General features: G+C 66.0%; 18 protein-coding genes. 9 read left to right on the top strand and 9 right to left on the bottom strand.

Annotation, left to right across the window (positions count from 1 at the left end):
• Positions 1–40 precede the first annotated feature (40 nt).
• The gene (locus IFT87_RS15765) at positions 41–1,579 is read right to left on the bottom strand and encodes a cryptochrome/photolyase family protein (RefSeq protein WP_192191217.1); all 1,539 of its coding nucleotides are present in this window, start codon (positions 1,577–1,579) and stop codon (positions 41–43) included.
• A gap of 20 nt (positions 1,580–1,599) precedes the next feature.
• On the opposite strand from IFT87_RS15765, the gene queF reads away from it, so the two are divergent.
• From queF to IFT87_RS15780, 3 genes are all read left to right on the top strand, one after another.
• Complete coding sequence (gene queF, locus IFT87_RS15770) at positions 1,600–2,058, top strand: preQ(1) synthase (RefSeq protein WP_037527914.1); 459 nt, start codon at positions 1,600–1,602, stop codon at positions 2,056–2,058.
• A gap of 152 nt (positions 2,059–2,210) precedes the next feature.
• Positions 2,211–4,481, top strand: a complete 2,271-nt coding sequence (locus tag IFT87_RS15775; RefSeq protein WP_037527912.1) for a glycosyltransferase family 4 protein — start codon at positions 2,211–2,213, stop codon at positions 4,479–4,481.
• A 52-nt stretch (positions 4,482–4,533) separates the two neighbouring features.
• Positions 4,534–5,817, top strand: coding sequence for a glycoside hydrolase family 130 protein (locus IFT87_RS15780; protein WP_031440075.1), 1,284 nt, complete (start codon positions 4,534–4,536; stop codon positions 5,815–5,817).
• 220 nt (positions 5,818–6,037) lie between these two features.
• Here IFT87_RS15780 and IFT87_RS15785 read toward each other — a convergent pair whose 3' ends face one another.
• A complete protein-coding gene (locus tag IFT87_RS15785) occupies positions 6,038–8,011 on the bottom strand; it encodes an OPT family oligopeptide transporter (RefSeq protein WP_052148949.1) in 1,974 nt (657 codons plus the stop codon).
• A gap of 137 nt (positions 8,012–8,148) precedes the next feature.
• On the bottom strand, positions 8,149–9,390 hold the full coding sequence (locus IFT87_RS15790; RefSeq protein ID WP_037527909.1) for an N-acetylmuramoyl-L-alanine amidase family protein: 1,242 nt from the start codon (positions 9,388–9,390) through the stop codon (positions 8,149–8,151).
• Between the two features lie 568 nt (positions 9,391–9,958).
• On the opposite strand from IFT87_RS15790, the gene IFT87_RS15795 reads away from it, so the two are divergent.
• The 5 genes from IFT87_RS15795 to IFT87_RS15815 all read left to right on the top strand — a co-directional run bounded on the left by IFT87_RS15795 (position 9,959) and on the right by IFT87_RS15815 (position 17,040).
• Positions 9,959–12,907: an Rne/Rng family ribonuclease gene (locus tag IFT87_RS15795; protein WP_192191246.1), complete on the top strand. Its 2,949-nt coding sequence runs from the start codon at positions 9,959–9,961 to the stop codon at positions 12,905–12,907.
• 198 nt (positions 12,908–13,105) lie between these two features.
• Positions 13,106–14,461 carry a M48 family metalloprotease gene (locus IFT87_RS15800; protein ID WP_031440079.1) on the top strand — a complete coding sequence of 452 codons (1,356 nt, stop codon included), beginning with the start codon at positions 13,106–13,108 and terminating at the stop codon, positions 14,459–14,461.
• Entirely contained in the window at positions 14,458–15,168 is a 711-nt protein-coding gene (locus IFT87_RS15805; protein ID WP_192191218.1) for a DsbA family protein, read from the top strand. The genes IFT87_RS15800 and IFT87_RS15805 overlap by 4 nt, the downstream gene beginning before the upstream one ends.
• A gap of 169 nt (positions 15,169–15,337) precedes the next feature.
• A complete protein-coding gene (locus IFT87_RS15810; RefSeq protein WP_037529709.1) occupies positions 15,338–16,267 on the top strand; it encodes an ABC transporter ATP-binding protein in 930 nt (309 codons plus the stop codon).
• Complete coding sequence (locus IFT87_RS15815) at positions 16,264–17,040, top strand: ABC transporter permease (protein WP_031440082.1); 777 nt, start codon at positions 16,264–16,266, stop codon at positions 17,038–17,040. Before IFT87_RS15810 ends, IFT87_RS15815 begins: the two co-directional genes overlap by 4 nt.
• Here IFT87_RS15815 and IFT87_RS15820 read toward each other — a convergent pair.
• The 3 genes from IFT87_RS15820 to IFT87_RS15830 are packed head-to-tail and all read right to left on the bottom strand — an operon-like array spanning position 17,037 to position 19,241.
• Positions 17,037–17,744 carry a CPBP family intramembrane glutamic endopeptidase gene (locus IFT87_RS15820; RefSeq protein ID WP_052149098.1) on the bottom strand — a complete coding sequence of 236 codons (708 nt, stop codon included), beginning with the start codon at positions 17,742–17,744 and terminating at the stop codon, positions 17,037–17,039. The two genes, IFT87_RS15815 and IFT87_RS15820, sit on opposite strands and share 4 nt — an antisense overlap.
• 13 nt (positions 17,745–17,757) lie before the next feature.
• Positions 17,758–18,579, bottom strand: a complete 822-nt coding sequence (gene dapD / locus IFT87_RS15825; protein WP_037529708.1) for a 2,3,4,5-tetrahydropyridine-2,6-dicarboxylate N-succinyltransferase — start codon at positions 18,577–18,579, stop codon at positions 17,758–17,760.
• A complete protein-coding gene (locus tag IFT87_RS15830; protein WP_037529706.1) occupies positions 18,576–19,241 on the bottom strand; it encodes a pyrimidine 5'-nucleotidase in 666 nt (221 codons plus the stop codon). Before IFT87_RS15830 ends, dapD begins: the two co-directional genes overlap by 4 nt.
• 124 nt (positions 19,242–19,365) lie before the next feature.
• Between IFT87_RS15830 and IFT87_RS15835 the strand changes: the two genes are divergently transcribed.
• Positions 19,366–20,364, top strand: a complete 999-nt coding sequence (locus tag IFT87_RS15835; RefSeq protein WP_037529703.1) for an LLM class flavin-dependent oxidoreductase — start codon at positions 19,366–19,368, stop codon at positions 20,362–20,364.
• On the opposite strand, the gene IFT87_RS15840 is transcribed toward IFT87_RS15835, so the two are convergent.
• The 3 genes from IFT87_RS15840 to IFT87_RS15850 all read right to left on the bottom strand — a co-directional run bounded on the left by IFT87_RS15840 (position 20,365) and on the right by IFT87_RS15850 (position 22,799).
• A complete protein-coding gene (locus IFT87_RS15840) occupies positions 20,365–21,675 on the bottom strand; it encodes a sensor histidine kinase (RefSeq protein ID WP_031440086.1) in 1,311 nt (436 codons plus the stop codon). It lies immediately after the preceding gene.
• Positions 21,676–21,775: 100 nt separating this feature from the next.
• Complete coding sequence (locus IFT87_RS15845) at positions 21,776–22,441, bottom strand: response regulator transcription factor (protein ID WP_031393490.1); 666 nt, start codon at positions 22,439–22,441, stop codon at positions 21,776–21,778.
• 34 nt (positions 22,442–22,475) lie between these two features.
• Positions 22,476–22,799: a hypothetical protein gene (locus IFT87_RS15850; protein WP_031440087.1), complete on the bottom strand. Its 324-nt coding sequence runs from the start codon at positions 22,797–22,799 to the stop codon at positions 22,476–22,478.
• Between the last annotated feature and the right edge of the window lie 28 nt (positions 22,800–22,827).

A 22,827-nucleotide genomic window follows, 5' to 3' on the forward strand; every position in this document is an offset into this window, starting at 1 on the left:
ATCGACGGCGTTACACCCGTCCTGACGGCAAATGTAGCGCTCAGCCGTCGAGCCGCGCCAGAAATTCCTTTGCCTGCGCCAGCGTCGCGTCCCGGTCCGCCGGCTTCATCTTAGCCCAGTTGCGATACGGCATCGCCAGCCGCGGATTGCGATCGAGCTTGTCCGCGTTGCGCACCAGGAAATCCCAGTACAGCGCATTGAACGGACACGCATTCTCCCCGACGCGCTGTTTCACGTCATAGCGACAATGCCCGCAATAATCCGACATCCGGTTGATATACGCGCCCGACGCCGCATAGGGCTTCGACCCGAGCAGGCCGCCATCGGCGAACTGGCTCATGCCCAGCGTATTGGGCAGCTCGACCCATTCATACGCATCGGCATAGACCTCCAGATACCATTCATGCACCTGCTTCGGGTCCGCGCCGATCAGCAGCGCGAAATTGCCCGTCACCATCAATCGCTGGATATGATGCGCATAGGCATGGTCGAGCGTCTGTCCGATCGCTTGCGAGAGGCAGTGCATGTCGGTCTCGCCGGTCCAGTAGAAGCCCGGCAGGTCGAGCCTCGCATCGAGGAAGTTGCGCTCGACATACTCCGGCCCCTCGCGCCAATAGATGCCGCGCATATATTCGCGCCAGCCGATGATCTGGCGGATGAACCCTTCGGCACAGTTGAGCGGCACGCGCCCCGCCGCATATTCCGCCTCGACCGCACGGCACAAATCGACCGGATCGAGCAGCCCCGAATTGATATAGGGCGACAGCACCGCGTGCCACAGGAACGGCTGGTCGGTCAGCATCGCGTCCTGATAATCCCCGAACCGCGGCAACGCATGCTTGAGGAAATGCCGCTGCTGCTTGAGCGCGTCCTCGCGCGTCGTCGCGAAATCGAACGCATCGAGGCTGCCGGGATGCTCGCCGAACCGCGCCGCGACCATCGCGAGCACCTCGGTCGTGATCGCATCGGGGGCAAAGGAGAGCGGGCGCGGCATCAGCAGGTCGGCCTTGGCGGGCTTGCGATTATCCGCATCGTAATTCCACTCGCCCCCCTCGGGCTTCTCGCCGTCCATCAACAGCCCGGTGCGGCGGCGCATCTCGCGGTAGAAATACTCCATCCGCAACTGCTTGCGCCCCTCCGCCCAGGCCTCGAACTCGGCGTGGCTGGCGAGGAAGCGGTCGTCGGCGCGGATTTCGACCGGCAGGCCGAACAGCGTTTCCCACGCGTCCAGCATGCCCGCAACGCGCCACTCGCCCGCTTCGGTGACGATGATCCGCGCCGGATCATGCCGCCCGATCGCGCGCGCGACTTCTCCGGTGAAGCTGCCGGTCGACTCCGGATCGTCGAGCGTGACGTAGTCGACGGTCCAGCCCGCCTCGCGCAGTGCCTCGGCGTGATGGCGCATCGCCGACAGGATATAGGCGATCTTGCGGCGATGATGGCGGACATAGGTCGTCTCGTCGGCGACCTCCATCATCAGCACGATCGTCGCCGCCGGGTCGGCCCCGTTGAGCGAGGCGATCTGCAGCGAGAGCTGGTCGCCGAGGATCGGCACGAGCGTGGTTTTCTTGGAGCGCATCGCATCCTACATGGCGGACCATGACCGCTCCTACAAACCCGTTATATCTGGGCCAGAACAGCGCCCTCCCCGCCTCGCCCGAAGAGGCCGTGCTCGATTACGTGCCCAACCCGCGCGTCGGCCGGACCTATCTGGTGCGGTTCGCGGTGCCCGAATTCACCTCGCTCTGCCCGGTTACCGGCCAGCCCGACTTCGCGCATCTCGTCATCGACTATGTCCCCGGCGAGACGATCGTCGAATCCAAGTCGCTCAAGCTGTTCCTGGGCAGCTTTCGCAACCATGCCGGCTTCCACGAGGACTGCACGGTCGGCATCGGCGAGCGGCTGTTCGACGAAATGAAGCCGGTCTGGCTGCGGATCGGGGGCTATTGGTATCCGCGCGGCGGGATCCCGATCGACGTCTTCTGGCAGTCGTCCGCCCCTCCCGCCGATCTGTGGCTGCCCGATCAGGGCGTCGCCCCGTATCGCGGGCGTGGCTGACGCCGTCGTTGCATGCAGTGATGTCGATAAAGTTTAACATCAAAGCGCGTGTTGCAGTGCAATATTAATGCAACTTTCATACCTTGTCAGCCGTTGGGGGTAAGCGCGATGCCGGGTTAGCCTGTTATGCGCGCTCAGACAAAGGACAGGGTATGGCGTTACCGGCGGACGGGACCAAGATCACGCGGCTGGCACTCATTGGCAATTTTTTGCCGAGGCGGTGCGGTATCGCGACATATACGACGGATGTGTTCACCGCGATGCGGGCGCGCTTTCCCGAGGTCGCGGTCGACGTCTATGCGATGGATGATCATCCTGGCCTGTACGAGTATCCGCCGGAAGTCGTTGGAACGATCCCCGAAACCGATCTGACCGCCTATCTGGATGCCGCACGCAAGATCGATGCGAGCGGAGCCCAGGCAATCTGGGTTCAGCACGAATACGGCATCTATGGTGGCCCGGCCGGGGACTATCTGCTTGCGCTGCTCGACCGCACGACGCTGCCGGTCGTCGTTGCGTTGCACACGATCCTCGAACGCCCCAATCCCGACGAACGCCGCGTCATGGAGGGGCTGTTGCGCCGTGCCGCGCGCGTCATCGTGATGGCGGAGCGTGGCCGCGATATCCTCCAGCGCGTCTATGGCGCCAGCCCGCGGCAGATCGTGATGATCCCGCACGGCGTGCCCGATCGTGACCTCGTCGAACCCGACACGCTGAAGGCGCAATTCGGCTGGGAAGGCCGCAAGGTCGTGCTGACCTTCGGGCTCCTCGCACCGAACAAGGGTATCGAAACAGTGATCGAGGCGCTGCCCGCGGTCATCGAACGTCATCCCAATCTTCTTTACGTCGTGCTCGGCGCGACGCACCCCAATCTCGTCGCGCATCAGGGCGAGGCGTATCGTGATCGTCTCAAGGCGCTGACCGAAGAGCGCGGCGTGGCGGGCAATGTCGCCTTCATCGACGCGTTCGTCGAACATGATGAGCTGCTGAGCTATCTGCAGGCGGCAGATATCTATGTGACGCCCTACACCAACCCGGCGCAGATCACCTCGGGCACGCTTAGCTACGCCATCGGCGTCGGCAAGCCCGTCATCTCGACCCCGTACGTCCATGCGACGGAAATCCTCGCCGATGGGCATGGCGTTCTTGTCCCGTTCGGAGATGTCGCTGCCTTCGCGCGCGAGATCGACATGCTGCTGTCGAGTGATCGCGACCGCCATCGCTTGGCCGAACGCGCCTATGCGCGCGGTCGTACGATGATCTGGCCACAGCTTGCCGAAACATCGATGGCAGAGATCCGCGCAGTGGTCGCGGCACGCCCTTTTCGTCTGGCAAAACCTTCGCCCCCGTTAAAGCCGCTTGCGCCTGACTTCGCGGCCGTCGAACGGATGAGTGATTCGACGGGCATGCTCCAGCATTCGATCTACTCGATCCCCGATCGCCGGCATGGCTATTGCATCGACGACAATTGCCGTGCGCTCATGCTGATGAGTGCGATGCCGGACATGGACGAGGTCCAGCGTGACAAGTGGACGACGATCTATGCGTCGTTCGTGCAATATGCCTGGAACCCCGACGAGCGTCGCTTCCGCAACTTCATGAGCTTCGACCGGAGCTGGTGCGAGGATGTCGGGTCTGAGGATTCCAACGGTCGCACCGTCTGGGCGCTCGGCATCACGGCACGCGATGCGCAGCTGGCCAAGCATCGCGACTGGGCGACGGCAATGTATGACTCGACCGCATCCTGTGCACTCGAGCTCGGCAGCCTGCGCGCTCAGGCCTTTGCGATGCTCGGCGCGGCGGCGATGCTCGAGGCGAGCCCCGGGCATCAGCTCTCGCTGTCGATCCTGGCAAAGTTCCCCGATGTCCATTTGGCACTGCTCGAGAAGACGCGGCGTCCCGAATGGCAGTGGTTCGAGATCGTCCTTGCCTATGACAATGCTCGCCTGCCACAGGCGCTCATCCGTGCGGGCCAGGCGCTCGGCCGCCAGGACCTGATCGATTGCGGTCTGGCGACACTCGAATGGATCGTCGCCAAGCAGACCTCGCCCGAGGGTCGCTTCCGCGCGGTGGGTACGGAAAGCTTCGGACGCTCCTATGAGGATCCGCTGCAGTTCGACCAGCAGCCGCTGGAGGCACAGGCCACCGTCGATGCCTGCATGGCGGCGTTCGAGGCTACCGGCGACCTGCGCTGGCGTGACGAGGCCGAGCGCGCCTATCGCTGGTTCCTGGGCGGGAATGACCTCAATCTGCCGCTCGCAAGCATCGCCGATGGCGGCTGTTTTGATGGATTGATGCCGACGGGATTGAACCGTAACCAGGGTGCAGAGTCGATTTTGGCGCTGCAATTGGCCAATTGTGCGATTTCGGGGGTATCAAACGCAACCCAAAGCGTGGCAGGAGCCTCGCGCGTCGTCGCATAGCCTCGCTAGCGTCGGCGTCCCAAGGTGGAACGGCACGCGAGGCATAAGCACGATGGACCTGTTTACCCACCAGCTGCGGTTGCACGCCGACCCGTCACGGGTCGTCGTCCGGCCCTTTCATATCGCCTGGGCCGGCAATGCCGGCGCACCCAGTCGGACCGAGCGACTGGTCGGCGAAGTCCTCGAGATGACGAGCGCCGAGGCGCGGATCCAGCTCGAGGTGGTGCTGAAGGATTTTGAGGCGCGGCACTGGCAGACGCGGCGCGTTTTCATGACGCGCTACGACCAGATCGAGGACATGCTCGGGCTCAACGGCGCGGATATCGGCGACGAGAAGCGCCAGCTGATCGGCGCCTATTTCTGTCATGAATACAGCTATGCCGCCGCCGCGCTGATGAACCCCAGCGCGGTGCCGCATTTCGACCAGTCGGGCATGCCCCCGGGCAGCCTGCGCATCCTGATGTCGATGCGCGCGGTGGGCGAAGGTCACATCTCGTCGGTCGCTTTCCGCGAAGGCATCATCACCGACCAGAACCTCATGAAGCTAGCGCCCGAGCCGCCTTTCGCGACCGCGACCGACGCGGTCGGCAGCGGCGAAGACGAGATGCCGCAGGGTCCGGTCACCGTCTATCGCCACCGCGACAGCACGCTGAGCGGCACCGTGATCTTCCCGATCACGCAGGCGCAGTCGAAGGGGCTGGAGGATCTGCGCATCGTCCGCTTCCAGCACGACAATGGCGACTATGAATGGATCGGCACCTACACCGCATATAACGGCTCGGTCATCCAGTCCGAACTGATGCGGACACGCGATTTCCGCGCGTTCGATCTCGTCCCGATGACTGGCCCCGCCGCGCGCAACAAGGGCATGGCGCTGTTCCCGCGCAAGGTGAACGGCCAGTATATGATGATCGGCCGGCAGGACGGCGAGAACCTGTTCCTGCTGAAGTCGGACACGCTGACCGACTGGGACGACGGCGAGAAGATCCTGACGCCGCTCTATCCGTGGGAGCTCGTCCAGATCGGCAATTGCGGCCCGCCGATCGAACTCGACGAGGGCTGGTTGCTGCTCACGCACGGCGTCGGCGCGATGCGCAAATATTCGATCGGTGCAGTGCTGCTCGACAAGGACGACCCGTCCAAGGTGATCGGCCGCACGCAGCAGCCGATCCTCGCCGCCAAGGATCAGGACCGCGAGGGCTATGTCCCCAACGTCGTCTACAGCTGCGGCGCGCTGCGCCACGGCGATGCGCTGTTCCTGCCTTACGGCATCGCGGACAGCTCGATCGGCTTCGCCTTCGTCAAGATCACGGACATGCTCGCCGCGATGAAGTGAAGGACGGTCGCTCCCTCCTTAGGACTCCACCCCGGCGAAGGCCGGGGCCCAGTTGGGCGACGGAGATAATGGCGGACCGCGCTTCGTAACGTCGACCTTCCCAACTGGGCCCCGGCCTTCGCCGGGGAAGTGCGCTTAACCAGGCAGGCCGTTCCCCTCCCCGGCCTCCCGCGAAGGCGGGAGCCCAGCCTGGGTCCCCGCCTTCGCGGGGAAACACTCGCTACCGCGATGCCGCCATCGTCCGCCGGTACATCACCCAGGTCAGCAACGCGAACAGCAGGGTCCCTCCGACCAGCGCAAAGGGTACGAACCCCTCCCCGACCAGCGCCAGCGGCGTCTCCTGGTTGGTGAGATAGACGATCCCGGCAAACCCCACGCCCCACAGCGACTCGCCGACGATCATCCCCGTCGCGGTCAGCACGCCCATCCGCCTGGCAAGCTCGGGATCGCGCGCGCGGTCGGCCCAGCGGTCATAGGCATAGCCGACTACCGCGCCGATCGTGACCGGCAACGTCACCGCCATGGGCAGATACACGCCCAGCCCGACGCCCAGCGGCGGCAACCGCAGCCTGCCCGCCTTGCCCAGCAGTTCGTCGAGCGCGATCACCGCGACACCGGTCATCGCGCCATAGCCGATCATCGCCCAGTTGAGATTGCCCCCCAGCACGCCCTTGGCGAGCGCCGAGATCAGCGCGGCCTGCGGTGCGGCCAGCGCATTGGGCCCGGCCCCCGGCGCGCCAGCAAAGCCAAGCGTGCTGCCGAGCAGGTTGAGCACCGGCGGCACGACGATCGACCCGAACACCACGCCGATCAGCAGCGCGACCTGCTGCTTCCACGGCGTCGCACCGACCAACTGCCCGGTCTTCAGATCCTGGAGATTGTCGTTCGAGATCGTCGCGATGCCGAACACCACGCCCGTCACGATCAGGCCGTAGGCGACCAGCGCCTGCGTCGTCCCCGGCTCGACTGCACGACCGAACCACGACACCAGCAGGATCGATGCGGCGAGGATGGCGAGGATACCGATGCCCGACACAGGAGAATTCGACGCGCCGATCAGCCCCGCCATGTACCCGCACACCGCCGCGATCACGAGGCCGATGACGAGGATGAACGCGAGACTCCCTGCGATCAGCCCGACCGCCGACGCCTCGAGCGGCCCGCCCTGGAGGACAGTCCACAGCAGGATCCCGATCGGCACGAGCATCGCCAGCGATGCAATCCCGACGATCCCGATCGGGATGTCACGCTCCTCGAGTGCCAGCACTTCGCCGCCGCGCTTGGCTGCCGACGCCGCCAGCGCCGATCGCACGCCGCCGACCACGGGTCCTGCGATCTTGAGCAAGGTCCAGATCGCCGCGACGCCGATCACGCCCGCACCGAAGAACCGCACGTCCGACCGGAACACGGTCGTCGCGATCACCTCCGCGGTGCCGGTCACGCTCCCGGCCGAGGTCAGGATCGGCAGCAGGATCCACCAGCCGATCACCACGCCCGTGAACATTGCCATGCCGACCGAGATCCCGACCAGATGCCCCGCGCCCAGCAGCGCGAACGACAGCCCGCCCGAAATTCCGGTCGCGCCTGCGCCGACGCGGAACCACGTCGCGGCCTCGGCAGCGACCAATTTGGTCTGCGTCAGGATCGCGAACCCGGCCGACACCAGCGCGTTGACGACGATGATACCGAGCCCGCGCGCGCTCTCCTCGCCGCCCTCACGACTACCCGCACCGACCTTCAGCACTTCGGCGGCGGCGCGGCCTTCCGGATAGGGCAGCACCGTGTCGACGACGAGTGCACGGCGCAGCGGCACCGAGAACAGCACACCCAGCACGCCGCCGAACATCGTGATCGCCGCGGTGGTGAAGAACGGGAACCCCTGCCACCAGCCGATCATGACGAGGCCGGGCAACACGAAGATGATCGCCGCGAGCGTGCCCGCGGCGGACGCGATCGTCTGGACGATGTTGTTCTCGAGGATCGTCGAATCCTTGAACAGCCGCAGCACGGCCATCGAGATCACCGCGGCGGGGATCGACGTCGCAAAGGTCAGCCCGATCTTCAGTCCGAGATACACATTGGCTGCGGTAAACAGCAGCGTGATGATCGCGCCGAGCACGACCCCGCGAAAGGTAAGCTCGCGCATACTCGTCTCGGGCCCGGTCTCGGATACGCCCCGCGTCGCGTCGGTCATCAGATCGTCCTAACCAGAAACACGTGCCCCGGCGGAGGCCGAGGCCTGGTCGGAACGTCCTCCAACCGGGCCTCGGTCTTCGCCGGGGTCCTGGCCGTCAGGATGCCGCGCTCTTGCCGTGAGCGCAACCGGCCGGATCAGCGCGCCACCATCCGCCGCGCGAAATGCACGGTGACCGCGCGCGTCACGCTCTCCGCAATCCGCTGCCGCCCCTCGTCGCTGTCGAGAAACGCCGCGTCCTGCGGGTTCGAAATATAGCCGGTCTCGAACAGGATCGAGGGCATGTCGGGCGCCTTGAGCACCATCAGCGACGCCATGCGGTGGAAATTCGGCTTGAGCGGCATCAACGGCTTGGCCTCGCGTCCCAGCAACCGCGCGAACGTGGCCGACGCGTTCATCGTCTCGCGCTGCGTCAGGTCGATCAGGATCGACGACACGTCGGCAGGCGCCTCGCCCAGATTGACCCCGGAGATCACATCCGCCTTGTTCTCGCGCGCGGCTAGCCGCGCCGCCTCCTTGTCGGACGCCACCTCGGACAGCGTATAGGCAGTCGCGCCGCTCGCGCCTTCGGATCCGGTGCTGTCGCAGTGGACCGAGATGAACAGGTCGCCCTTCAACCGTCGTGCGACGCCGTACCGCTCGCGCAGCACGAGGAACCGGTCGTCGCTCCGCGTCAGCGCGACGCGCACCCGGCCCGAAGCGAGCAGCGCGTCACGAATGGCCTTGGCGACCTTGAGAGTCACGTCCTTCTCGCGCAGCCCGTCGGGGCCGATCGCGCCGGGATCGACACCGCCATGTCCGGCGTCGATCACCACCAGCGGACGCATATCGTCGCCCTCGACCCGCGGCAGCCCGATTCCGCGCGCGCGCGGCGGCACCGGGATCGACACCTTGTACCGCGGCGCCGGTCGTGCGGCGAAGTTGAACGGGAAGAAATTCAGCGGACCGGCGATACTGGCCTGCGCGAACGTCGCATCGTCGACGCGGCGCAAGGCCAGCGTTAGTTCGCGTCCCTGCAAATCGAACCCGCCATCGGCCACGATCGCCGGCTCTGACAGGTCGAACAGCATCCGCAGCCCGGAGCCGCCGTGCCGGCGCTGCGCGATGCGGGTCACGACGCCGCCCGGCTTCGCGGTTCCGCCGGGCGTCGCGTTCGCGATATCGACCGCGATCTGCCGTCGGCCGGTCAGGATCTGGCTCGCGCCGCTGCCGACCGGTGCATCGAAGCGGATAACGATCTGCGTCCGGCCGATCGCAATGCTCTGTACGGACGCCGCCAGCGCCGGAACGCCGGACAGCCAGCCGAGCAGCAGAGCGATGATCGCAACCATCCTGCGTCCATGCCGTGCGACCGCGCTGCCGGTCCAGCGAAAAGCCATTCTACACTCCCTGGATCGGTCGAGCCCGACCGAAACGAGACGCCTACGCCACGCCCCCGCAAGAGGATCTTGCGGAGCAGGGTTAATAGCTTGTTTGCCTTGGTTTTCCCATATCCGTAGCTGCCGGTGCGGTTGCAGGACAGGTCGCCGCGCGTAAATGCGGCCTGGGAAAATGGCGGGTTTCAAGTGCGCCGGACCGCCCCGCGCCGGGCCAGTTGCGGGATCTGCAATGCGGTGCTAGTCCTGCCGTGCACCCGTGCGTCGCTAGAGTTTGCCAGCGACGCGCCGGTCTCAACGCCCGCCTTCGGATCCTCGACGGCGCGGCAATTTCAGGTTGACGCTCGAATGACGCATTCCCCCCGCCCCGCTCACCGATCGGCCTTCGCCGACGGGATCGCGGTCGTGCGGGCGCCGCAGGGTGAGTTCCCGCGGCATGCGCGTCGAGCAGAGGCAGTTTCGCATACCTTCCGCGAGTCCGGGCGTCCGTGTCCGACCGCACCACCATCAAGCGCGCGACGGCTGCCATCAGGCCCGGCGCGCGCGCGGAGAATCTATTATGACAACGCGTATGCTGATCGACGCACGCCACCGGGAAGAAACCCGGATCGCCGTCGTCAAGGGTAACCGGATCGAGGAATTCGATTTCGAAAGCGCCGAGCGCAAGCAGCTCAAGGGTAACATCTACCTCGCTAAGGTCACGCGGGTCGAACCGTCGCTCCAGGCGGCGTTCATCGATTACGGCGGCAATCGCCACGGCTTCCTCGCGTTCAGCGAGATCCACCCCGATTACTACCAGATCCCCAAAGAAGACCGCGACGCGCTGCTCCGCGAAGAGGCCGAGCATGCCGCCGAGGAGGCAGCCCTGCGCGCCGACTATGACGCGGACGACGAAGAGGGTGACGACGAGGACGATATCGAGCGCTTCGAGGACGATGGCGGGGTAGATCCCGACGTCGCCGAGGAGCTCGAAGGCGGCGAAGAGACCGGCGAGGCCCCGCGTCGCAAGCGCAAGCCGAACGGCGACGAGGCCGCGGTCGAGGACCTGCGCGAGCGTCGCATGAACCTGCGCCGCCGCTACAAGATCCAGGACGTGATCCATCGCCGTCAGGTGCTGCTCGTCCAGGTCGTCAAGGAAGAGCGCGGCAACAAGGGCGCAGCGCTGACCACGTACCTGTCGCTGGCCGGCCGCTACTGCGTGCTGATGCCCAATACGAGCCACGGCGGCGGCATCTCGCGCAAGATCAGCAACGCGGGCGATCGCAAGCGCCTGAAGTCGATCATGGCCGACATGCAGCTGCCGCCCTCGATGGGCTGCATTGTCCGCACCGCCGGGCTGCAGCGCAGCAAGGTCGAGATCAAGCGCGACTTCGATTACCTCGCCCGTCTGTGGGACGGGATCCGCGAAGCGACGCTGAAGGCGTCGGCGCCCGCGCTCGTCTACGGCGACAGCGACCTCATCAAGCGCGCGATCCGCGACATCTACAACAAGGAAATCGAAGAGGTCATCGTCGAGGGCGAGGACGGCTATCGCCAGGCGCGCGAGTTCATGCGCCTGCTGATGCCCACGCACGCCCGGCGCATCAAGCATTACGCCGACCCCGTGCCGCTGTTCCAGCGCGCGGGCGTCGAGGATCAGCTGTCGGCGATGTACCATCCGGTCGTCCAGCTGAAGTCGGGCGGCTATCTGGTCATCAACCCGACCGAGGCGCTCGTCTCGATCGACATCAACTCGGGCCGCTCAACGCGCGAACACAGCATCGAGCAGACCGCGACCGCGACCAACCTCGAGGCCGCACAGGAAATCGGCCGCCAGCTGCGCCTGCGCGACATGGCCGGGCTCGTCGTCATCGATTTCATCGACATGGATAACAATTCCAACGTCCGTAAGGTCGAGAAGGCGATGAAGGAGGCGCTGAAGAACGATCGTGCGCGCATCCAGATCGGCCGCATCTCGTCGTTCGGCCTGATGGAAATGAGCCGCCAGCGGCTGCGCACCGGCGTGCTCGAAGCGTCGACCCGCGCCTGCCCGCATTGCGAGGGCACCGGGCTCGTCCGCACCGCATCGTCGTCGGGCATTTCCGCGCTCCGCCTCATCGAGGACGAGGCCGCCCGCGGTCGCGGCTCGCTGCTGACGCTGCGCGCGAGCCAGGAAGCGGCCGTCTACATCCTCAACCGCAAGCGTGCCGACATCGCCGAGATCGAGGATCGCTACGGCGTGATCGTCGAGATCATCCCTGGCCAGGACGAGGAAGGCGCGCACATGACGGTCGAGGCCAGTGGCCCGCCGCCCGCGCATCCGCCGAAGTTCGTCCAGATCATCGAAGAGGACGAGGACGATCTTCCCGAGGAGATCGAGGACGAGATCGAGGAGGACGAGGTCGAGGAGGCCGAGGCCGAACAGCCGCGTCGTCGTGAGGGGGGCCGCGAAGGCGGTCGTGAGCAGGCCGCGCCACGTGAGGGCCGCGATGCCGATGGCGAAGGTGGCAAAAAGCGCCGTCGCCGCCGCGGTCGTCGGGGCCGGGCACGTCCGGGTGAGGACGGCGCCGTCGGTGGTACGAGCGAGGATGGCGCGTTCGAGGACGTCGACAACAATGTCGAGCAGATCGACGAGGGCGTCGGCGAGATCGTCGAAGTCGGCGGTGGCGAGGAGATCGAAGGTACGACTCCGGCCGAACAGGCCAACGGCGTCGAAGGCGAAGGCCGTCGTCGTCGCGGACGTCGCGGACGTCGCGGTGGTCGGCGCAACGAGCAGGGCGGCGAGCAGACCGGCGCCGAGACGGGCGAGTCGATTGCCGTCAGCAGCATCGACACCGCGGCACTGATCGCCGAGGCGCCCGAGCCGGAGGCATTTGCGCCGGTCGAGACGTCCGAGGCCGAGCCGGTGTTCGAGGAGGCGCCGTCCGCGCCGGTCGCCGAGGCTCCCAAGATGCGTCGTCGCCCGCGCGCCCGTGCGGCCGCCGCGACGATCAACGCTGACCCGGTCGCCGAAACGGCGCCCAAGTCGCGTCGGGGTCGCAAGCCGCGTCCGGTCGAGACGGCCGACGAGACGACCCTGGCACCAGAACCGGTCGTATCCGAAGTGCCCGTCACGCCCGAGCCGCAGGAACAGGCCGCTGCCGATCCGGTCGCGGCAGAGCCGGCGCGCAAGCCTGCACGGCGCCGTCGCGAGGCGGTTGCCGATGCGACGATGGACGAGGTTGGCGCTACGCCTGCCGAGACGCTGGAGGCGTCCGCGCCGAAGCCCAAGCGCGCGCGTCGCAAGGCGAGCGATACGGCGGTCGAGCTCGCAGCCGTCGAGGAGGCCCCTGCCAAGGTCGCCAAGCCGCGTGGTCGGCCGCGCAAGGGCGCGGTGATCGAGGCCGGCGACGCCGCCCCGACCAGCGAGGTGCTTGCCGCGCCGGTCGAGACCACGCCGCCGCAGGTCGAGGTCCAGCCGCAGGACGCCGACGCGCCGGGCACGAACGACGACCCCGATGGCGCGCCGCGCCGTGGCTGGTGGCAGCGCACCTTCGGCTGACGCCGGAGCATAGCCGTTGAGACGGGCGCGATCGAAAGGTCGCGCCCGTTTTCATTTCGGCGCATTCGGACCAATTGGTTCCGGCGATCGGCCGCTTGGGTCGTGCTACGTCCTGCAGCTCACCATCGGGCGTCGGACCCGCCCACGTCGTCGTCCCCGCCATTGCTCCCCCGCCGTCGATCGACGATACTGCGCGATATGAAGCGCTTCGTCGCGGCCCTGACCGCCACCCTCCTGCTCTGGGCGCAACCCGCGCAGGCGCAGTCGATCCTCCGCGATGCGGAAACCGAAACGATGTTCGCCGAAATGTCCGGCCCGCTGATCACGGCGGCGGGCCTGTCGCCGCGCGACGTCAAGGTCGTGCTGATCAACGACGATTCGATCAATGCGTTCGTCGCGGGCGGCCAGACCGTCTATGTCCATTCGGGCCTGCTCCAGGCGGCGGACAATGCGAACGAAGTCCAGGGCGTGATCGCGCACGAACTCGGCCACATCGCCGACGGCCATGTCGTGCTCTCCGATCGCGGCACCAAACCCGCGATGGGCATGTACCTGCTCTCGATGGTGCTCGGCCTGGCGGCGATGGCGGCGGGCAGCGGCGAGGCGGGCGCGGGGATCATGGCGGCCGGACAACAGGCCGCGATGGGCAATTACCTGGCGTTCAGTCGCACGCAGGAATCCACTGCGGATGCGAGCGGCGCCAAATATCTGCGGGAAGCGAACGTCACCGGCCGCGGCATGCTGAGCTTTTTCAAGAAGCTGCAGCAGCAGGAATATCGCTTCGGCACCGCCAATATCGACCCGTTCATGCAGTCGCATCCGCTGTCGGGCGAGCGCGTCTCGGCGCTGACCGCGGATCTCCAGGCGTCGCCCGCCTGGGCGAACAAGCCCGATGCTGCGCTCGAGGAACGCTTCCGCCGCGTGAAGGCCAAGCTAGCCGGTTATGTCCTGCCCGCGCCGCGCACGCTGCAAAGCTATCCGCCGAGCGACCAGTCGATCTACGCGCATTACGCCCGAGCCTATGCCTATCATAAATCGGGCTATCCCGACAAAGCCGATGCCGAGGCGGATGCGCTGGTCAAGGCGAAGCCCGACGATCCCTATTTCCTCGAGATCAAGGGCCAGATCCTGCTCGAGGCTGGCAGGCCGGTCGAGTCGCTCGTCCCGTTGCGCGAGGCGACCGAGGGCTCGCGCAACAACCCGCTGATCGCCACGACGTTCGGCCACGCGCTGATCGCGACCGAGAACAAGGCGAATTATCCCGAGGCGACGAAGGTCCTGCGCACCGCGGTCGGCCGCGACGATCAGAATCCGTTCGCCTGGATGCAGCTCGGCACCGTCTACGAGCTGACCGGTGATACGGCTCGCGCGGCGCTCGCCACCGCCGAGCGCGCGAGCATGGGCGGCGACATGCGGACCGCATCGGCCAGCGCGCAATATGCGCTCGCCAACATCCCCGCCAACACCCCCGACTGGATCCGTGCGCAGGATATCGCAATGGCCGCGCAGAACGAGATGGACGACAATCCTAAGCAGTATAAGCGGCGCCGATGAACAAGATGATGTTGCCCGCCATCGCGGCGGTCGGGGCGGTCCTGGGCGGATTCGCGGTGTGGGGCTATGATCGCCAGGGCGGTGGCGTCGAGCGCGCGCAGGTCGAGGCGATCGTCCACGATTACATGCTCGCGCATCCCGAGATCCTGCCCGAAGCGATGGAGAAACTGCGCGACCGCGAATCGGGCAAGACGGTCGCCGCCAACCGCGACGCGATCGTCACGCCGTTCGGCAGCGCCTGGGCGGGCAATCCCAAGGGCGACGTCACATTGGTCGAATATTTCGACTATAATTGCGGGTATTGCCGCGCGAGCCTGCCGATGATCGCAAAGCTGATCGCCGCAGACCCCAAGGTCCGCGTCGTCTTTCGCGAATTGCCGATCCTCAGCGCGGAAAGCCGCGTCGCTGCCCGCGCGAGCCTCGCGGCCGCCCAACAGGGCAAATTCGCGGCCTTCCACGACGCGCTCTACGCCGGCGGTCAGGTCAGCGACGCGACGATCGCGGCGGCAGCGGCGAAGGCCGGGGTCGACATCAATCCGGCAGGCTTCACCAAGACCGCCGATGCCGAGATCGGCAAGAACATGGAGACCGCGGCCAAGCTCGGCATGACGGGCACGCCGAGCTGGGTGGTTGGCGACCGCATCCTGTCCGGTGCACTGCCGCTCGAGGACCTGCAAAAGGCGGTCGCCGCCGCCCGCGCCGGATAGGCCGACCTCGCAAATCCCCATTTCGTCATCCCCGCGGAGGCGGGGACCCATATTGGCGAACGTCCGAGTTTATGGATCCCCGCCTCCGCGGGGATTACGATGGGGTCGCGTCAGGCCTTACTTTCACACCCCACCGCCCCCATCTTCCCCTCACTTAAAAGGGGCCCCAATGACCGAACCGATCCTGTCCGTTGCGGGCGTCACGAAGACTTACAAAAGCGGCACCACCGCACTCCACCCCGTCGATCTGGACATCCGCAAGGGCGAGATCTTCGCGCTGCTCGGGCCCAATGGGGCGGGGAAGACGACACTGATCAGCATCATCTGCGGAATTGTCACGCCCAGCGCTGGAACGATTACCGTCGCGGGCTTCGACGCGATCCACGACTATAAGCAGGCGCGCAGTCGCATCGGACTGGTCCCGCAGGAGCTGAACGTCGACATGTTCGAGACGGTGCTCGCTACCGTCACCTTCAGCCGGCGCCTCTTCGGTCGCTCGGGCCACAGCGCCTATATCGAACAGGTGCTGCGTGACCTGTCGCTTTGGGACAAGCGCCATGCGAAGATCATGGAATTGTCGGGCGGGATGAAGCGCCGTGTCCTGATCGCCAAGGCGTTGAGCCACGAGCCCGAGATCCTGTTCCTCGACGAACCCACCGCGGGCGTCGACGTCGCGCTGCGCCGCGACATGTGGAAGCTCGTCCACCGCCTGCGCGAGGGCGGCACGACGATCATCCTGACCACGCATTATATCGAGGAGGCCGAGGAGATGGCCGACCGCGTCGGCGTGATCAACAAGGGCAAGCTGCTGCTCGTCGACGACAAGGCATCGCTGATGAAACAGCTGGGCAAGCGCGAGCTCGATCTGGCGTTGCAGGAGCCGATGACCGCGATCCCGCCCGACCTTGCCGAATGGGACGTGTCGCTGCAGGACGAGGGCAAGCGCCTGCGCTATGTGTTCGACGCACAGGCGGACCATACCGGCATCCCCTCGCTCCTGCGCAAGCTCGCCGAACTCGGCATCGGCTTCAAGGATCTCGAAACCAGCAAGTCGAGCCTCGAGGACATCTTCGTCGATCTCGTCGGAGAGCGCGCATGAACACCCCCTTCCTCAACTGGCACGGCGTCTGGGCGATCTATCGTTTCGAAATGGCTCGGGCCCTGCGCACGCTGTGGCAGAGCCTCGTCACCCCCGTCCTCACGACGTCGCTCTATTTCATCGTCTTCGGCGGTGCGATCGGCAGCCGGATGCAGGAGGTCGGCGGCGTCGGCTATGGCAGCTTCATCGTCCCCGGCCTTATCATGCTGTCGCTGCTGACGCAGAGCATCGCGAATGCATCGATCGGGATCTACTTCCCCAAATTCACCGGCACGATCTACGAACTGCTCTCCGCGCCCGTGTCCGCGATGGAGATGGTGATCGGCTATGTCGGGGCGGCGACCACCAAGTCGGTGATCATCGGGTTGATCATCCTGGCGACCGCCGCCTGTTTCGTGCCGCTGCATATCGCGCATCCGTTCGCGATGTTCGCCTTCCTGATCCTGACGGCCGTTGCGTTCAGCCTGTTCGGCTTCATCATCGGCGTCTGGGCGAACGGCTTCGAACAGCTGAACTTCGTCCCCGCGCTGCTGATCACGCCACTGACGTTTCTGGGTGGCGCCTTCTACTCGATCGACATGCTGCCCCAGCCCTGGCGCACGCTCAGCCTGGCCAACCCGGTCGTCTATCTGATCAGCGGGTTTCGCTGGAGCTTCTTCGGGCAAGGTGATGTCGCGGTCGGCATCAGCCTCGCGGTGACCGCGGCGTTCCTCGTCGCCTGCCTCATCGTGATCGCGTTGATCTTCAAGACCGGCTGGCGGATGAAGAACTAGGCGCGCCACGCCCCGCGCGCCATTGGCCGCACGACCAGCGCATTGATGTCGATCGCGATGTGGAACGCAATCGCCATCCACACGCTGTTCGTCAGGCCGTAGAGCATGGACAGCGCCACGCCCGACAGCGTCGTCGCGACGACGCCGCGCCATCCCTGATAGCGGTGCACCCCGCCAAAGCATAAGGTGGCGATAATCGTCCCGGCCAGCGCGCTGCCGGACACCAGCGCGATCAGCAGCGGGAGGAACAAGCGGAAGAACAGCTCTTCGCTGATTCCGGCACTGATCGCGAGGGCGATGGCCGGGAGAATGTCCTCCCGCGTCTTCGGCAGGACATCGGGGAAGGTGCCGATCTGGAACGCGCGGCGGCCGCGGCGCCACAAGGCATGCGTGATCGCCGCGTTCGCGAGCGTGCCGAGCGCCATGCCGAGGATCAGTGGCGCGATCGGCAGGCGCGGCCAGTCGTCCGGCACCAGCGCGATTGCCGCCGGCTGCGCCGCCGCGAGCGGATTTTGGCCGAGCAGTACGAGGCCGATCAGAGCGGGCAGACCGAACGACACCGCCAACCCGACCGCCCAGGCCGTCATACGCTTTGCAGGGCCGCTCCCTGATCGTGTTGGCAGGCGAACGCGAAACGTCCGCCCCCGCCACAGGATCGCCAATACGTAGACGGCGACGATCGCGAGCAGTGTCTGCGCGACCATCACCGCGGCCGGATTAGTCGCGCAACAGGTCGTTGATGCTCGTCTTCGACCGCGTCTGCGCGTCGACGCGCTTGACGATTACGGCGCAGTAGAGCGCTGGCTTGCCGTCCCCGCCGCCGATCGAACCCGGCACGACGACCGCATAGGGCGGCACTTCGCCCTTGAAGACTTCGCCGGTCGCGCGGTCGATGATCTTGGTCGACGCGCCCAGATACACGCCCATCGACAGCACCGCGCCCTCACCGACGCGAACGCCCTCGGCGACCTCGGCACGCGCGCCGATGAATGCGCCGTCGCCGATGATCACGGGGTCGGCCTGAAGTGGCTCGAGTACGCCGCCGATGCCGGCACCGCCCGACAGATGGACGTTCTTGCCGATCTGCGCACAACTGCCGACCGTCGCCCAGGCGTCGACCATCGTGCCCTCACCGACATAGGCGCCGATATTGACGAAGCTCGGCATCAGGATCGCGCCCTTGGCGATGAAGCTGCCGCGGCGCGCGACCGCACCGGGAACAACGCGGATGCCGGCTGCGCGGAACTCGGCCTCGCCCCAGCCCGCGAACTTCGACGGCACCTTGTCGAACGCGGGTGCGCCGCCCGATCCACCGTCGATCACGACATTGTCGTTGAGGCGGAACGACAGCAGCACGGCCTTCTTCAGCCACTGATTGACCTGCCAACCGTCACCGGCGGGCTCCGCGACCCGCGCGGTACCCGCATCGAGCATCGCCAGCGCGCTGTCGACCGCATCGCGGATTTCGCCCTTCGTCTCCAAACCGAGATTTGCCCGGTCGTCCCAGGCGGCGTCGATGATCGTCTGCAGGTTGCTCATGATGTCTCCAGGATGGTTTCCAGCCACGGCGCGAGCACCGGGATGGTGAAATCGATATGATCGCGTTCCGCGCCCGGCGACTGTTCCGACCCGTTGTCGACCCACACCGTCGTCATGCCGATCGCCTTGGCGGGCAGCAGATTGCGGACCATGTCGTCGACGAACAGCGATTGCGCGGGGTCGATGTCGAACGCCGCGCAAAAGCCTGCATAGGCCGATGCATGCGGCTTGGGCATCAGGTCCATCGCATGAATGTCGTGGATCGCCTCGAAACTCGCGCCAAGCCCGAGACGGTCGAGGATCTTCAGCGCATAGGGCGTGTCGCCGTTGGTGAAGATCAGCTTGCGTCCGGGCAGCTTGGCGATCGCCGCGACCAGCGGCGCGTCATGCTCCAGCACGTCCATCTCGATGTCATGGACATGCGCGAGGAACGCGTGCGGATCGACGTGATGCTCGGTCATCAACCCCGACAGCGTCGTGCCGTGATTGTGGAAATAGCCCTTCTGCACGCGCCGCGCCTCGTCATGCTCGAGCCCGAGCAGGTCCTGGATGAACCCGGTCATCCGTGCGTCGACCTGCGAAAACAGATCGGCGCTCGCCGGATACAGCGTATTGTCCAGATCGAAGATCCAGTTGCGGACATGGTCAAGTCGGGCAAGCATCGGAGCGAACCTCTAGGCACCGCGGCGCGCAGGGACAAGCCGGCGCGGTCAGGTCACGCGGAGCGCGACGCAGCAAATTTGGCGGACACTGGATAAGCTACCGCTCGGTACCTATATCCAGTGCATGACACGCTATTCCCTGCTCGATCTCGTCCCCGTCGTCCAAGGCGGCACCGTTTCACAGTCGCTCGCCAATGCGGCCGATCTCGCACGCCATGCCGAGAGCGTCGGATTCCAGCGTTACTGGGTCGCCGAACATCACGGCATGACCGGTATCGCCTCCGCCGCGACGGCGGTCGTGATCGCGCATATCGCCGCCGCGACGCACACAATCCGCGTCGGATCGGGCGGGATCATGCTCCCGAACCACGCACCGCTGGTGATCGCCGAGCAGTTCGGGACGCTCGACGCGCTGTTCCCCGGCCGGATCGACCTTGGCCTCGGCCGCGCGCCCGGTTCGGACCAGAGGGTGGCACGCGCGATGCGCCGCACGCTCGAAACCGACGCCAACGCCTTCCCGCAGGACGTGATGGAGCTGCAGAGCTATTTTGCCAATGACGGCCAGACCGGCATCGTCGCGACGCCGGGCGCGGGCGCGGATGTCGAGATGTGGATTCTCGGCTCCAGCACCTTCGGTGCGCAACTCGCCGCCGCACTCGGCCTGCCCTATGCCTTTGCGTCGCACTTCGCGCCTGACGCGCTCGATGCGGCGCTCGCCATCTATCGACGCGATTTCCGCCCCTCCGCGCGGCTGGCAAAGCCCCACGTCATGGCGGGCTTCAACGTCTTCGCGGCAGATACTGATGCCGAGGCCGAACTGCTCGCCAGTTCGCAGCAACAGTCGTTCGTCGCGCTCCGCACCGGAAACCCTCGTCAGTTGCCGCCGCCGGTCGCGGGCTATCGCGAATCGCTCGGCGCGCAGGGCAACCAGATTCTCGACCATGTCCTGCAATGCTCGGCCGTGGGCAGCCCGGCCAAGGTCGCGCGCGGGATCGCCGCGTTCGTCGAGCGTACCGGCGTCGACGAGGTGATGGTGACGAGTGCGATCTACGATCACGAAGCGCGCAAGCGGAGCCTGTCGATCACCGCCGACGTGATGCAGGATATGAAGATCGCGGCCTGATCAGCTCGCGGCGGGCAGCCTCAGGCGGACCATGAGTCCGCCGAGGTCCTCACTCTCCTCGAGCCCGACTGTGCCCTCGTAGATTTCGGCGACGTCGCGGACGATCGCGAGCCCGAGACCCGTTCCCGGCTTGCCCGTATCGAGCCGGACGCCGCGATCGAAGATGCGGACGCGCTGTTCCTCGGGAATCCCAACGCCGTCGTCTTCGACCAGGAACTCGACGAACCCAGCCTGCGCGCCGACCGTCACGAAGACGCTGCCACCGCCGTATTTCGCGGCGTTCTCGATCAGATTGCCGAGCATCTCGTCGAGATCCTGGCGTTCGACATGGACCTTGAGCGTCTTGTCGCCGGTAATGTCGATGCGGACATGCCGATACAGACGAGCGACAGCACGCTCGACCGATTCGAGGCTAGGCCAGACATCGGCGCGACTATGCGCCGAACCGCGCCGGCCGACCGCACGGGCTCGGGCAAGGTGATGATCGACCTGGCGCCGCATCGTCCGCGCTTCACGAATGACGGTATCGGCCAGATCGTCTGATTGCGCAGTCGCGGCGTTCATGATCACGGTCAGCGGGGTCTTCAGCGCATGCGCGAGATTGCCCGCGTGCCGCCGCGCTTCCTCGGCCTGACGTTCGTTATGCTCGATCAGCGCGTTCAGTTCCTCAACCATCGGCGCGACCTCGATCGGCATCGCGCTGCCCACCCGGTTGGACTGGCCGGCGCGCATCCGCGCAATCTCCTCGCGGACACGGCGCAGCGGCCAGAGCCCGTAGAACGTCTGCATCGCGGCCATGATGATCAGGCCGAGACCGAGCAGCGCGAAGCTGCGAACCAGCGTGCGCCGCAGCGTCGTGATCTGCGCATCGAGCCCTTCGCGAGCCTGCGCGACCTGGAAGCGCCAGTGGATCTTCGATCCGGGCAGGACGACGTCGCGTTCGACGACCCGCAGCGATTCGTCGCGAAACTGTTTGCTGTCGTAGAAATGCACGTTCAGATCGTCATGCGACGACCCGAACGCCAGCCGCCGGTCCCAGAGCGAGCGTGATGGGAAATCCTCGCGCCCCCGGCCCGATACCTGCCAGTACAGGCCGGAACCGGGCTCGAGGAACCGCTGGTCGGCGGCGGCTTCGCGCGTGAAGATCACCTCGCCCTCGGGCCCGATCTCGGACGAACTCAGCAGCGAGCGGAGGACATACTCCAGCTGGTCGTCGAAATTGCGCGTCACCGCGCTCGACAGGACACGGTCGAGCGCAAACCCGCCCGCCCCCAGCAGCACCGTGATCCACACCGCCGCGATCAGGATCATGCGTCCAGACAGCGATCCCCTCGCCCGGGCCTGCACGTGAAGCGGCAGGTCGGCAGCCAGCGGGGGCGTGTTCATCAGGCGTCCGGCGCAATCATGTCGGTCAGGCGTCGGGATCTTCGAGGCTGTAGCCAAGCCCGCGGATCGTCGTGATCACGTCCTGACCCAGCTTCTTGCGGATACGCGTCACGAACACCTCGATCGTGTTCGAATCGCGATCGAAATCCTGGTCGTAGATATGCTCGATCAATTCGGTGCGGCTGACGACCTTGCCCTTGTGATGCAACAGATAGCTCAGCAGCTTATATTCCTGCGCGGTCAGCTTCACCGGCTCACCCGCACGCGTCACCTTGCCGCTGCGCGTATCGAGGCGGATGTCGCCGGCGGTCAGTTCGGAGGAGGCGTTACCGCTCGCACGGCGGATCAAGGCCCGCAGGCGCGCGATGAGTTCCTCGCTCTGGAACGGCTTTGCCACATAGTCATCGGCGCCCGCATCGAGCCCGGCGACCTTGTCGGACCAGCTGTCGCGCGCGGTCAGCACGAGGACGGGCATGACCTTGCCCTCCTTGCGCCAGCGGTCGAGCACGGTGAGGCCGTCGATCTCGGGCAGACCGAGGTCGAGCACGACGGCGTCGTAATTCTCGGTCGAACCCAGGAAATGCCCCTCCTCGCCATCGACTGCGAGGTCGATCGCATAGCCGGCGCCCTCGAGGGTATTCTTGAGCTGAGCCCCGAGATTCGGCTCGTCCTCGACGATCAGAACGCGCATGATAATCCTCTCGCTTGAATTGCTCGCGGCCAGGCTACTGGCCGGTGCGGCCGATGATCTGGCCAGTCCGGCCATCGACGTCGACCCAGATCACATTGCCATTGCGCAGGAACTTCAGCGTGTAAATGCCGCTGCCCGCATCATAGTCGAAGCCAAGATACTGCGCGCCCTGCATCATCGGCATCACCCGCGCCTCGATCTCGCGCAGCGACAGCGACCGGCCGGTCCTGCGCGCTTCGAAGGCGGAACGCTGGTCGCCATGTCGCTGATCGGGAGCCTGCGCCACCGCAACGCCCGCCGCCAACGGCGTCAGCATCGGGAAAGCAGCAAGAGTTGTCAGGAACAGCAGCATCTTCATGGAGGTGGCATAGGCCCGGCGCATTGAA

Source organism: Sphingomonas sp. CFBP 8765, from assembly GCF_014841445.1.
Lineage (GTDB): Bacteria > Pseudomonadota > Alphaproteobacteria > Sphingomonadales > Sphingomonadaceae > Sphingomonas > Sphingomonas aerolata.